The sequence below is a fragment of the Nonomuraea sp. C10 genome (genome assembly GCF_008017515.1).
Taxonomy (GTDB): domain Bacteria; phylum Actinomycetota; class Actinomycetes; order Streptosporangiales; family Streptosporangiaceae; genus Nonomuraea; species Nonomuraea ferruginea.
Map to the genome: position 1 here is coordinate 2,400,040 of NZ_VPFF01000001.1, position 11,951 is coordinate 2,411,990.

The following is an 11,951-nucleotide window of genomic DNA, read 5'->3' on the forward strand; positions in this document are numbered from 1 at the left end:
TCAGGGTGCCCGGCCGCGTACCGGCTCCGACGGGTACGACGGAGGCCGGCATACCCGAAGATCCTCGACCAGCTGATCGACTTCGTGGCCGGCGGCCTCGCCTCAGGGCAAAGGTGATGTGTCACCGTCGGTTCGCGGAGCCGGGCCTCGCGCTCCTTTCGCGCGAGCGATGCGGGCGACAGCGGTGGTCACGCCGTCCTCGGCCCCGACCTGTGCGGCGAGCGCGCGGGCGGCCGAGGCCAGCACGGCCGAGGCCTCGACGGCGGCGGCAAGCTTGCCGGGCGTGAGGCGGCCGGTGACGGGAGCCGGCGCGACGCCGATGCGGTGCAGCCGATCGGCCCAGAACGGCTGGTCCCCGAGGAAGGGCCGGATCACCTGAGGGACGCCCGCGCGCAGCGCGGCGGCCACCGTGCCGATCCCGCCATGGTGCACCGCGGCGGCCACACGGGGCAGCAGCCAATCGTGCGGAGCTTCGTCGATCATCAGAACGCCGTCCGGCTCCGAGCCCTGTCGCAGGGCGCCCCAACCGGTGGCCAGGACCGCGCGGCGCCCGGTCAGCCGGACGGCCTCCAGCACCGTCGCGGTCAGCCTCTCCGCGTCGCCGCTGTATGAGCTGCCGAAGCCGACGTACACGGGCGGGTCGCCGTCTTCCAGGAACCGGGCCAGCCGTTCGGGCGGCGTCCAGCTGCCGGGAGTGGGCAGCGTCCAGAACCCGGTGGGCTGGGCATCGGCGGGCCAGTCGGCGGGGGCAGGGAGCAGATAGGGGCTCCAGGCGTGCAGCACGCCGCCGGCCCTGACCAGGTCGGCCACCGGCCGGCACCGGCCGCGCAGACCGAGCGGCCCGGCCCGCCATTCCCGTACCGTGCCCCGATAAGGCGCCTCGACGGCGGAGGAGATGCGCCAGCTCGCCCGGTTGAGTGCGCGCGGCACGCGTACGGGAAGGATGGGGGAGGGGAAGGCGGCGGTGGGAAGGTAGAGCGGGAGCAGCAGTCCGGCGAGGGCGGGGACGCCGAGCTTCTCCGCGACGTACGGTCCGCCAAGGGATTTGGGGTGGTAGACGACCACGTCGGCCGGGCCTGCGGTGAGCGCGGCCTGGTCGTCGAGCAGGCGGCGGAGCATCGGCTTGACCGCGCCGGCGGCGGTGATCGCGGCGCGCACGCCCTGTCCTCGTACGGTGTCCTGCAGCGCGAGCATCTCGTCGGTCAACGGTGCGAACTCCACCTCGTGGGCGGCGGCGAGCGGCCCGAACCGCCGGGGCGCGGCCAGGAGCGGCCGGTGACCGGCGGCCATCAGCCCGCGGGCCAGGGCGAGGTACGGCTGGACGTCCCCGCGGCTGCCCATGGTGATCAGTAAGGGTCTCATCGCTGGTCCTTCAGCTCGTCCCACTCCTCCAGCAGGCGGGGGAAGCGGTCCATCATGAACGCGTACATGTCGCGCATGAGTTCCAGCCGCCGCCTGCGCGCCGGATCGTCGCCAACCGCCCGCAGTCCCTGCTCGGCCAGGGCGCGGAAGCTCTCGAACTCGGCCATCTTCGCGCGGAAAGCTCGGGCGAAGACGTCCTCGGCCAGCCGATAGCGATCGCGCCGCTCGCCGCGTACCCGGAACCGCTCGACCAGCCCTGCCTGCTCCAGTTGCCGCAGCGCGACGCTCATGCTGCTCTTGGCCACGGCCAGCGCCTCGGCCAGCTCCGGCGCGTCGGCGCCGGAGGTGCCGGCGGTCAGCAGCCAGCCCATCGCCCGGCCTGACGTGCGGCTCAGCCCGAGCCGCTCGTAGAAGAGCCCGGCATCCTCCACGAACTCATCGACACTCACGAGCCAAGCATATCGGTTTGTTCGGATGTTTCCGAACGGAATGTCGTCACGGGCGTCACGGTCGCTGCACTCCAGCATGACCTGCAGTGCCACCGCACACCTATTCAGCCCGAGCAGGGCCGAACCCGTATGCATGCTCCATGCACCCATATGGCTGTGATCTTTATTCTTTGGCGAGACCATGGTCCATCACCGCGGGTGCTTCTTTCGGCTTCCCGGCCCGTTCGCTCTGCCCCGTAACTGACCGTCACCTCAGGCCACTCGCCCGGGAACCGGGTGATGCCGCTGCCTGAACAATCTGCGGGGCAATCGCGGCCAGACCGGATCGGTGGGGGACTCATCGACGTGCCGGCCCCCGCCACCGCTTACGACCTGAGCGCGGTGTCCTCGTTCCTGCTCGGCGCGATGCCCGGCTCTCTGTATGCCGGCCACCGCGGTGGCCCGCTCCGGATCGATGGTGTCACCGCCTCGGATGGGTATGCACAACAGAATCCTGGAAGGCCACGGCCACCGCATCAGTCCGGCCGGGTCGCGCGCTGCTCGGGAGGGCTCGCCGCCCACGCGATGGCGTCATCGAGTTCGTCGTATCGGAAGGGCCGCACTTCGGCTTGGACGAAGTGGTTCGCAAGGTGAGGCGCCAAGCCGGCGAGCTCGCTGTCGGATGCCAGGGCAACCTTTCTGATCTTCCGATGATGGTCGCGAACAAAGCGCACATGTCGAAGCAGGCTCGCGATGTTCTCCCAACCGGGGAACTTGCGAGCGTGGACGACGACGCCCGCCAATCCAGCGTGTGTTTCGAGCCAGCCGTCGGCTGTCAACGCCAGCGCATCGAAGTCCTGGGTTCGCAAGGGCTCCTTGACCTCGACCACGATGACCCCGGACTCGGGTACGAGACGGTGGGAGACACCGGGACCTTCAGGCAGCGAACTCAGCCAGCGCAGTGCCTCGTCGCGCTCCTGGTTACCGAAGACACGCACCGGACACGGCATCAGAAAGCCCATGAGCCGACTCGATTCGCGGATCCAGCCGATGTCGCTCACCATCGCGCAGCCCTCGAACAGCCGGATGGAGCCAAGGCCGATCTTGAGGTCTTCCCAGCCGGCCCCCGGCGTGAAGGCCTGGAAATCCGCACCGAACTCGTAAAGGAACCGGATATGGCGGCCTTCTCTCCGGGCTTCATCAACCCATCCCATGTCCCTCTTCTGTCCTGAGCGAGGTGCGGCCGACAGAAGACGGGCACTCGCCGTAGGCCGTGACCTGCCCTGGGTGCCCCGAGTAAGCGGGAGCTGAGTCGCGACTTTGTTGATCGTCTGTCAGAGGTTCGCCAAGAGGACATTCAAGGTCGCATGGCATCATCGATTTCCTATGTCGCCCTCGGAACGGGGGCAGGGGACGACGGCCCTGCTGTGTGCTGGGTCCCGCCCGCCGCACAGGGATGAAAACGGCTCAGTGATCGACAAGCACGCGAAGGCGCAGATCACGTGCGGGATCCCCGCCCTCGGGCGGGACCTGTCACGCGTGCGGCGACGACCAGGCGAGCACGCCCGCCTGGTCGTCGCCCACCTGGGACCATCCCCGTTCGCGCGGGGCCGACAAAACCATGACCTGGGAGCCCTATCTCCACGGTTGAGGATCGGCTTACGTACACCACTTCGCCCGACATGACCGTGACCCCTGCCCATACCCTGATCGCCTCTTCGCTAAGGAGCCGCAGCATGGATGACCCGACGCCCTTCTTCGAAGGCCCCTTCGACAGCGACGAGGCCGCCGACGCCATCGCGGAATTGGAAGAAGGCGATGACATCGCGACGGCGATGATCGCGGTGCTCGACGAGTTCGTCCGCGACAGCGAGGACTATGCCGAGGAGGGCCAAGTGGAGGCCGCCCTGGCGATCGCCTGTCTGATCGCGGCCCGCATCTCGGGAATCGCTCCCGATGAGGCCGCTCATCACTGGCTGGACCGCAACCCCTTCACCGTCTCCGACGACCTGCGTCGCCTGGCCGCCGTGGCGTTCAATGTGGCCACCCGTGCCGACGACAACTATCTCCGCGAGGTCCGGGCCGCGGACTGGCCGGTGTTCCTGGAGCATCTGGAGCCCTACCGCAAGGCCCTGTTCGGTGAACCTCAGGAGCCGGCGGCCCCGTTCGTTGTGGACTTCTCCCGCCCCGGCAAGCACTGGCTCCAGGTGTTCTGGAGCACCACCGACCAGAGTCTGCCGCACGACAGCGCCTACGCCGATGTCGCCGGACACCTTGTCCAAGCTGTCAACGAGGCTCCGGAGTGGCTCGCCTGGTGGCGTCAGGCCGGCCTGCAGGAACTGCTCGTCTTCGGGGAACTCGTGCCGGGCGTCTACAGCGAGCGGATCTCTCGTGGCCGCACCACAGCCGAGGTCTGGATCGGCTTCGGTCACTCCCCTGAAGTCTCCAGGGACTCCGCCATTCAGCAGGTCGCCGATGATGTTCGCACGGCTCTGAGCGCGGCAGGCCGTTATCTCGGCCTCGCTCCTGTTCCCTCGCTTCCCGCCCTTGACTGAGACATCCCGAAAACACCGGCTGGTAAGCGGAGTGATCGATCACGTCCGTCACCAGAGGCGACACATCAGCGTGCGGATGCCCAAGGCGCCGGTTTCGGCCGCCCGCGCCGCCCTGCGCGACGCCTTTCTGGACATCTCCGGCATCGGCGTGGTGACCACGCACAACCCGTTCGCCGTGAACGACCGGATTCCCGCTGGACCGGATGAACCCGTACGGATCGAGCCTGGTCTACGGCTGCGCGGCCGGGGACACGGCAAGGGCTGTGGTCGTGGTGGTCGGCGACTCCTGAACACCCGCACACCGGCGTGCAAGCCACCTTGGATGGGATGGCCACTGGCCAAAATTCTGGCAAAGCTATTTCAAAGTCACTTCCACCACCCATGGCTAACCTCACAAATGCGGCAATTCACCCACAATTCCAGTTACCCTCGTTGACAGCCTCGTACAACTCCGGAACAGGAGCGCTCGCACCTTCGAAAGGTTGATCAATGAACAACGACGCCGTGTGGGTTCGGGGCGTGACAGGTATGCAGCTGCACCACTCCACGGACCTGCAGGACGCCGGCCGCTTCCTGGGCAACGCCATGATGGCGCTGCGGGCGGCCCACGTACGAACCGGCGACGACCGGTACTCCGACCTCGCCTCCCAGCTGAAGACCCTGGTGGCGGAGGCCCGCACGCTGGAGACCCAGGCTCGGACCCGCCTGGAGGGACTGCACGCGACGCACCCGGAGCAGTTCGTACGCTGCCGTGAAGGCGAAGACCCGTGGCCGGACGAGATCCAGGCGGGGTTCATTCCCCGTCACACCTGCTACGACCAGTGCCTCTACCACGACCACGGTGTCCTCGATGCCATCACGCAGTGCACCTGCGGTCGTCCTCCGTGCCGTGCATGCGCTATCGGCGGCACGCCGTGAGGTGAAGCTCGCCTCGCATCCTGGCATTCAGCCACAGCACCGACCTGATCGCCGACCTCTCGGGGTCCAAGCGACGAGCGGCGAGGCCCGGTCGGCCCCGCCGTCGTGGTCTCGGTGATGTCCCCCGCTCAACTCGTCACGGCGCACTTGCCCCGGTCCTGCTTGACGGGCCCTTCCATGTTCGGACGTACGTCGAAGTCGAAGATCTCGGTGGGCAGGTAGAGCGAGCAGCAGGCGTTGGGAATGTCGACGATCCCGCTGACACGCCCTTCGATCGGCGCCGAGCCGAGGAGCAGATAGGCCTGTTCGCCGCTGTAACCCCACCTCTTGAGATACTCGACGGCGTTGAGGCAGGCCCTGCGGTAGGCCACCGTCGCGTCAAGGTAGTAGTTGGTGTCGGTGTCGTGGTCCACCGAGATCCCGATGAACGAGAGAAACTCGGAGTATCTCGGCTCCACGTTTCCCGGCATGAACAGCGGATTGGTGGTGACACCGTACTTCTCCATGCCTCCCTTGATGAGGTCGACGTGGAAATCGATGTAGCCGCCCATCTCGATGGCGCCGCAGAAGGTGATTTCCCCGTCGCCCTGGCTGAAGTGCAGGTCGCCTCCGGAGAGTTTGGCGTCACGGACGTGGACCGGGTAGAAGACCCGGGCGCCGCGGGTGAAGTTCTTGATGTCGTGGTTACCGCCGTTCTCCCGCGCCGGCACGGTGCGTGCTCCCTCGGCGGCGATCCGCTGTGCCAGGTCGCCGTTGGCGGTGCCGGCGAGCGTGTGCTCGGGCAACGGCGGCAGGCCGAGCGGCGGAACGCGTCCCGCGTCGGTGTCGATGAGCGCCTGCTCCCGGCGGTTCCAGGAGCTGAGCAACTCGGCCGACGGCGCGGTGCCGAAGAGTCCAGGGTGGGTGATCCCGGTGAACCGGACTCCCGGCAGGTGGCGGGATGTCGCGACCTGACCGTGGAAGTCCCAGATCGCCTTGTACGAGTCGGGGAAGTAGTCGGTCAGGAATCCGCCGCCGTTCCGCTTGGCGAAGATGCCGGTGTAGCCCCAGCCCTGTCCTGGTGCGTCCCCGACCTGCTGCGGCACCGGGCCGAGGTCGAGGATGTCGACGATGAGGAGGTCTCCGGGCTCGGCTCCTTCGACCCCGATGGGCCCGCTCAGCATGTGCGCGAAGCTCAGGTCGACATCGCGCACGTCGTTCGCCGAATCGTTGTTGCCGATCTGGGCGTCCGTCCATTCGCGGCACTCGACCCGGAACTCCTCACCGGGACGTACCATTTCCACCACGGGAATATCCGGGTGCCAGCGGTTGTGGCCTGGGGTCGCCTGGTCCTTCATCGGCTTCGACTGGTCGACGCTGAATACGACTTTCGGCATGACAGCTTCCCCTCCTTTGTCGATGACTCCTTCGCGGTCAGCGTGTCGCCTCACCTCTCTTCGAGCTCGGTCAGGTCCGGTGGAAGCGATGCGTGCCGGTGGTCCCCTGCGCCTCCGAAGTTTCGCCGGCCGGTTCCCCGTGTCTCGTCAGCGGCCACAGCACGGCGAACACCACCAGGCCGAACACGGCGAGAACGATCGCGAAGAGGGCTGTGGTGCGCCAGGATCCGGTGAGGATCATGAATGCCGGGATCGCCGCCGTGACCCATCCCTGGATAGCCGCGACCCAGCCCGTGTACCTGGTGATCTGCGTGCGTTTCAAGCCGAGCAGGACGAAGAAGAGCGTCCACAGGAAGGACCAGTAGAGCCAGATGACTCCGAAGCCCGGATCACCGAGGAGCTGGAAGTTGGCGTAGGAGTATCCGAGCGCCATGATGGCCACGAAGAGCGAGAAATAGCCGACACCTGTGGTGTCGAATCCGCCCAGCAGATTGATCCCCACATAGAGATAGGTGAACCCGAAGAGGTAGAGTCCCGACGCGTTCAGGAGCACGGCCGGATCGCCGGGGCTGAAGACGATCAGCAGGGTCGGTGTGACCACCTGCAAGGCTCCGACGAAGAGATTGAAGATCCCGGCTGCGCGCGGCTCGACCTTTCCCAGGAGCATCAGACCATTGAGGAAGAGCACTGCGCCCACGTACAGGAGTCCGACGGCTCCCATCCCCACACACCTCCTCACGCCCCGGACGGGCGGTGTGTTCAGGAACGCCACGAGTCCAGGCGTACGCAACGTTCGGATCGATCGTCATGCCTGCTCAAGGCCGAGGCAGGCGCGACAGCGCCGGGTGCTGCGGTGTCCGCCGCCGCTCGGGAGTCACGTGCGTGACCACCTCGGGTGCTTCCTGACTCTGTTCGTCCCGGGCCAGCGCGGCGGACATCGCCGGGGACTGCCGGGCGAGGCTCGGCGCGGTGAAGACGCGACGAGCCGGAGACCGGCACGCCGGGCAGTCGGCAACCGCCTCAGCGGTCCCTATCGGCAGGCGCACCTCGAACGGCCCGCACTCCAGACAGCGATACGCATAAGTCGCCATGACGCCCCCGTCGAGATCCTCATCGCCTCACTGACATGCGGCGATATAGGCCTTACATCCAGCACACCTCGGGGATTGTCGCCATGTCAAGACAAGAGTCAGGGGCGCGTGTGACGGGGACAACCCGTCGTCCACGACATCGGCTGCACCAGGGTGGATCGCCCTCGCTTGTCGTGAGGGAGTACGCATGCTCACCACCCGGTTCGTGCCAGGCTCGCCGTGCTGGATCGAACTCGACAGTCCGCACCTGGAGACCGCGAAACGGTTCTACGGCCGTCTGTTCTTGGTTGCGGGGCTGCGGCGCTCAATCAGCAGGACGTTCCGCCAGACGCCGTGGTGGCGGCCGATGCGTTCCCGGGTGCCGACCACCCGGAAGCCGAGCGCCTGGTGCAGGGCCAGGCTGGCGGCGTTCTCGGCGAAGATGCCGGACTGGATCGTCCAGATTCCGGCGTCCTCGCCGGCGGCGATGAACGCCGACAGCAGCGCCCGGCCGATGCCCTGGGCCTGGCATCCCGGGTGGACGTAGACGCTGTGCTCGATCACCCCGGCGTACACGGGCCGGGCCGAGACCGCGGAGGCGGCCACCCAGCCGAGCACCTGGCCGGTGCCGGTGTCGAAGGCCACGTAGCGCAGGTGGGGGAGCCTGGCCGCGGTGAAGCCCTCCCAGCTCGGGGCGGTGGTCTCGAAACTGGCCTGGCCGGTGTCCAGCCCTGCCTGGTAGATGGCCAGCACCTGGTCGGCGTCGTCGTCGCGCATGGGCCTGATCTCCGTCCCCGGCGGGGCGGCGGGCTTGGCGGCCTGGACGATCGCCGAGTGCACGCCGTCGCCGTGGCCGGCGGTCAACGTGATGTGCAGGTCCATGAACCCCGATGCGGCCAGCAGCCGCCGGTACTCCGCCACCGGCAGCGCCCCGGCCGCACAGCCGATCCGCTCTTCGACGGCCGCCCGCCGATCGGGGTCCGGTTCGCCGTCCGTCACGACGTCGCTGACACCGAACCGGCCACCCGGCCGCAGCACCCGGAACGCCTCGGCCAGCACCGCGGCCTTGTCGCTGGACAGGTTGATGACGCAGTTGGAGATGACCACGTCCACCGACCGGTCCGGCAGCGGCACCCGCTCGATCGTGCCGTGCAGGAACTCCACGTTGCGCGCGCCCGCCTGCTCGGCGTTGCGGCGGGCCAGGGCCAGCATGTCGGCGCTGGCGTCCAGCCCGTAGGCCTTGCCGTGCTCGCCGACGCGACGGGCGGACAGCAGCACGTCGATGCCGCCGCCCGAGCCCAGGTCGAGCACGGTCTCACCGGGCCGCAACTCGGCGACGGCCACCGGGTTGCCGCAGCCCAGACTCGCCCGTACCGCCGCTTCGGGCAGCAGACCGAGGTCGTCGTAGCCGGCGGCGCCGAATCGGCCCTGGTCGAAGGCTTCCGGGCCGCAGTCGGCGACCGTCCGGCCGGCCGCGGCGTCGCGGGCCAGCGCGGAATAGCGCCTGATGATCTCCTCTTGCGCCATGGCATCGCTCCTCTACTCGCAGGTGGGCGGGGTCGGGGCGGAGTTGCCCATGACCACGTCGGCGGCGGTCGGGAAACAGCTCACGCAGACCTCGTTGATCCGGTACAGGCCGGCGGTGCCCCGCCGCTCCACCAGCACGAACCGCACCTCGGCCAGAATCTTCAGATGGTGCGAGACGGTGGACTGGCCCACCCCTGAGGCGGCCACGATCTCGCCCACGCTCATCGGCGCGCGCCGCCGGGCCAGGAGCGACACGATCTGGATCCGCGACGCGTCTGCCAGTGCCTTGAACCAGCTCGCGTACTCTTCGGCCTCCGCGCGCGGCAGCGGCCCCGTTTCCTCGCTCATCGTTAATCGACGATAATAGATCAAAGGGAACAGCGAAAGCCCTGAGAAGCACGTTTGTCGAACGTGCGCCGGCCGCGCCATGCCGGCGGCGAGGACAAGGCACGTGACGCATCGCCTGCATCACCCACGAACAAGGCGCGACCCTTGCGTCATGAGCGTCCCCGTGTGGCTTGAGTACGTCAACGCCGGAGGCACCGCCGTGGCTCTTCGAACTGGACGTTCTCGCCAAGCTCGCGGAGCGCCACTGAGCCGGCTCGACGCAGAACCCGGCCGCTGATCTCACCCGGGGCGTGCGAGCAGGAGAGCCTGGCAGGCGGCAAGAAGATCGCCAGACAGATCACCCCGTTCGCGCAGATGGTCGATCCGGGCGATGTCGTTGATGGTGGTGAAGACCGCGTGCACGACGACCCGGGCCTCAGCTTCGATCAGCTCGGGTCGCTCGGCGGTGAGCAGGTGCACCCACTCGCTGACGTAGTCGTACTGGAGGCGCCGGATCGTGTGGCGTTGCTCGGCGGGAAGGTGGATCACCTCGGTGATCAACGTGCCGGTGAGGTGGCTGTGGCTGACCGTCAGGTCGATGTAGGAGCGCAGCAGCAGGTCGAGAGCGTCCCGAGGGCTGGTGGCGGTGGCGAAGGCGCGGGAGGCGTCGAGCTGCAGGGCGTCGGCGGCGCGGGTGAGCGCGGCCACCAGGAGGTCGGACTTGGCGGTGACGTGGTTGTAGATGCCCGCGCCGCTGATGCCCGCGGCAGCGCCGATGTCCTCCATGCTCACGGCCTGGTAGCCGCGCTCGTTGAACAGCCGGGCGGCCGCGTCCATGAGGACTTCCCGGCGGGAGGCGCGAGCCAGCCCCGGGCGCGGTTGATCGGACGGGGTCGCGCCGGCTGACGGGCCCGGCGCCTGAGGCAGGGCGACTTCGGTGAGGGTGCTGCCCATCGCGTGCAGCAGGTCTTCGAAACGGGCGCGCGGCAGGGTCACCGAGTGGTGGGACGGGCTGGCGAACGTGGCGAAGATCGCCCACACCAGCAGGTCGGCGTCGGCGGGGGAGAGGCCGGGACGGGCAGCGACGAGGGTCGTCGCCGTACGGGCCGCGATGGAGCGAAAGCGGCGGCGGAGCTGGTCGCGCTCGGGCACCGGGAGATTGCGGGACTCCCGCTGCCACAGCACGCCGAGGTCGCGCCGGTCCAGCGTCAGGGCGGCCATGGCGCGCAGGAGGCCGTCGACGTCACCGGCGGTGTGGTTGTCGACGAGGGTCTCGAACGCCAGGAGCCCGTCGAGGACGGTGCGCGCCAGCAGTTCCTGCTTGTTGCGGAAGTGCCGATAGAGGGCACCCGCCGTGATGCCGACCGCGCTCGCGATCTCTTCCATCGTCACGGCGTGGTAGCCCTGGCGATGGAAGAGCTCGGCGGCGATGGAGACGATCTGCGCCTTGCGGTTGCGGGGACGGCTGCCCCGGGCCGGCGCCGCCGCGGTCCGCGCCTTCATCGTCTTCCCCTCGGTCGAAGCCACCTGCGCATCGTAGGCCGGTACGTCAGCGGTACCCGCCCCCGCAGACGATCACTTCGCCGCTGATGTAGTCGGACTCGGGCGTGCACAGCAGGTAGACCGCGCCGGCGGCCTCCTGCGGGGTGCCGGCCCGTCCGAGCGGGATCATGCGTTCCATGGCGGACAACAGGTCGGGGTTCACGCCCACCTTGATCTCCCGGCCCTGGACGTCGATGGTGGCGTCGCCGCCGGCCGTCGCCTCGGTGAGCCGGGTGCGGATGAGACCGAAGGCGACAGCGTTGACGTTCACCCCGTACCGCCCCCATTCCTTGGCCAGGGTCCTGGTCAGCCCGACGACGCCGGCCTTGGCCGCGCCGTAGTTGGCCTGCCCGGCGTTCCCGCTGAGCCCGGCGATGGAGGAGATGTTGACCACCTTGCGCTGGACGTGCACGCCCCGGGTGCGCTCCTCCTTGACGCGGGCGCTGATGATCGGCTGGACCGCGCGCAGGATCCGGAAGGGCGCCTTGAGGTGGACGTCGATGATCGCGTCCCACTGCTCGTCGGTTATCTTCTGGACGACGTTGTCCCAGGTGTATCCGGCATTGTTGATCACGATGTCGACGCCGCCGAAGGTGTCGGCGGCCGTGGCGGCGAACCGGTCGGCGAAGCCGTCGTCGGTGACGCTGCCGACGCAGGCGACGGCTTCACCGCCGCTGGTTTTGATCAGTCGTACGGTCTCCTCGGCCGGGTCGGGGTCCAGGTCGTTGACGACGACGCGGGCTCCCTGCTGGGCGAGCTTCAGGGCGATGGCCTGGCCGATGCCGCGCCCTGAGCCGGAGACGAGGGCGGTCTTTCCGTCGAGCGTTCCCACGGGTGTCCTTTCGA

The 11,951-nt window shown here is 68.4% G+C and carries 13 protein-coding genes; 3 read left to right on the top strand and 10 right to left on the bottom strand.

All coding sequences use genetic code 11. The features are described from left to right. Positions 1–102: 102 nt before the first annotated feature. From FR742_RS10855 to FR742_RS10865, 3 genes are all read right to left on the bottom strand, one after another. Positions 103–1,362, bottom strand: a complete 1,260-nt coding sequence (locus tag FR742_RS10855; protein WP_148030832.1) for a glycosyltransferase — start codon at positions 1,360–1,362, stop codon at positions 103–105. Continuing rightward, positions 1,359–1,811 carry a GbsR/MarR family transcriptional regulator gene (locus FR742_RS10860; RefSeq protein ID WP_187281085.1) on the bottom strand — a complete coding sequence of 151 codons (453 nt, stop codon included), beginning with the start codon at positions 1,809–1,811 and terminating at the stop codon, positions 1,359–1,361. Before FR742_RS10860 ends, FR742_RS10855 begins: the two co-directional genes overlap by 4 nt. 515 nt (positions 1,812–2,326) lie before the next feature. Beyond that, on the bottom strand, positions 2,327–3,004 hold the full coding sequence (locus FR742_RS10865; RefSeq protein WP_148030834.1) for an STAS/SEC14 domain-containing protein: 678 nt from the start codon (positions 3,002–3,004) through the stop codon (positions 2,327–2,329). A 522-nt stretch (positions 3,005–3,526) separates the two neighbouring features. Between FR742_RS10865 and FR742_RS10870 the strand changes: the two genes are divergently transcribed. Genes FR742_RS10870 through FR742_RS10880 form a run of 3 tightly spaced genes read left to right on the top strand, consistent with a single transcriptional unit; the run spans position 3,527 to position 5,263 of the window. Next, the gene (locus FR742_RS10870; protein ID WP_187281086.1) at positions 3,527–4,345 is read left to right on the top strand and encodes a DUF4259 domain-containing protein; all 819 of its coding nucleotides are present in this window, start codon (positions 3,527–3,529) and stop codon (positions 4,343–4,345) included. Positions 4,346–4,376: 31 nt separating this feature from the next. Beyond that, positions 4,377–4,781: a hypothetical protein gene (locus FR742_RS45125; protein ID WP_222708890.1), complete on the top strand. Its 405-nt coding sequence runs from the start codon at positions 4,377–4,379 to the stop codon at positions 4,779–4,781. 53 nt (positions 4,782–4,834) lie between these two features. Then, positions 4,835–5,263, top strand: coding sequence for a hypothetical protein (locus tag FR742_RS10880; RefSeq protein WP_148030836.1), 429 nt, complete (start codon positions 4,835–4,837; stop codon positions 5,261–5,263). 128 nt (positions 5,264–5,391) lie between these two features. On the opposite strand, the gene fmdA is transcribed toward FR742_RS10880, so the two are convergent. The 7 genes from fmdA to FR742_RS10915 all read right to left on the bottom strand — a co-directional run bounded on the left by fmdA (position 5,392) and on the right by FR742_RS10915 (position 11,937). Next, positions 5,392–6,639: a formamidase gene (fmdA, locus tag FR742_RS10885; protein ID WP_148030837.1), complete on the bottom strand. Its 1,248-nt coding sequence runs from the start codon at positions 6,637–6,639 to the stop codon at positions 5,392–5,394. A 70-nt stretch (positions 6,640–6,709) separates the two neighbouring features. Continuing rightward, positions 6,710–7,360, bottom strand: coding sequence for an AmiS/UreI family transporter (locus tag FR742_RS10890; protein WP_148030838.1), 651 nt, complete (start codon positions 7,358–7,360; stop codon positions 6,710–6,712). Between the two features lie 94 nt (positions 7,361–7,454). Beyond that, positions 7,455–7,730 (bottom strand): FmdB family zinc ribbon protein, encoded by a 276-nt coding sequence (locus tag FR742_RS46520; RefSeq protein WP_148030839.1) that lies wholly within the window; start codon positions 7,728–7,730, stop codon positions 7,455–7,457. A gap of 267 nt (positions 7,731–7,997) precedes the next feature. Continuing rightward, complete coding sequence (locus FR742_RS10900) at positions 7,998–9,236, bottom strand: GNAT family N-acetyltransferase (RefSeq protein ID WP_148030840.1); 1,239 nt, start codon at positions 9,234–9,236, stop codon at positions 7,998–8,000. Positions 9,237–9,248: 12 nt separating this feature from the next. Then, complete coding sequence (locus FR742_RS10905; RefSeq protein ID WP_148030841.1) at positions 9,249–9,584, bottom strand: helix-turn-helix transcriptional regulator; 336 nt, start codon at positions 9,582–9,584, stop codon at positions 9,249–9,251. Between the two features lie 279 nt (positions 9,585–9,863). Continuing rightward, the gene (locus tag FR742_RS10910; protein ID WP_148030842.1) at positions 9,864–11,090 is read right to left on the bottom strand and encodes a TetR/AcrR family transcriptional regulator; all 1,227 of its coding nucleotides are present in this window, start codon (positions 11,088–11,090) and stop codon (positions 9,864–9,866) included. A 22-nt stretch (positions 11,091–11,112) separates the two neighbouring features. After that, positions 11,113–11,937, bottom strand: a complete 825-nt coding sequence (locus tag FR742_RS10915) for an SDR family NAD(P)-dependent oxidoreductase (RefSeq protein ID WP_148030843.1) — start codon at positions 11,935–11,937, stop codon at positions 11,113–11,115. Between the last annotated feature and the right edge of the window lie 14 nt (positions 11,938–11,951).

Bases quoted from the DNA above. Each gene is read 5' to 3' on its own strand.
- FR742_RS10855 (WP_148030832.1), bottom strand. From the start codon at position 1,362: ATGAGACCCTTACTGATCACCATGGGCAGCCGCGGGGACGTCCAGCCG.
- FR742_RS10865 (WP_148030834.1), bottom strand. From the start codon at position 3,004: ATGGGATGGGTTGATGAAGCCCGGAGAGAAGGCCGCCATATCCGGTTC.
- FR742_RS10870 (WP_187281086.1), top strand. From the start codon at position 3,527: ATGGATGACCCGACGCCCTTCTTCGAAGGCCCCTTCGACAGCGACGAG.
- FR742_RS10880 (WP_148030836.1), top strand. From the start codon at position 4,835: ATGAACAACGACGCCGTGTGGGTTCGGGGCGTGACAGGTATGCAGCTG.
- fmdA (WP_148030837.1), bottom strand. From the start codon at position 6,639: ATGCCGAAAGTCGTATTCAGCGTCGACCAGTCGAAGCCGATGAAGGAC.
- FR742_RS10890 (WP_148030838.1), bottom strand. From the start codon at position 7,360: ATGGGAGCCGTCGGACTCCTGTACGTGGGCGCAGTGCTCTTCCTCAAT.
- FR742_RS46520 (WP_148030839.1), bottom strand. From the start codon at position 7,730: ATGGCGACTTATGCGTATCGCTGTCTGGAGTGCGGGCCGTTCGAGGTG.
- FR742_RS10900 (WP_148030840.1), bottom strand. From the start codon at position 9,236: ATGGCGCAAGAGGAGATCATCAGGCGCTATTCCGCGCTGGCCCGCGAC.
- FR742_RS10905 (WP_148030841.1), bottom strand. From the start codon at position 9,584: ATGAGCGAGGAAACGGGGCCGCTGCCGCGCGCGGAGGCCGAAGAGTAC.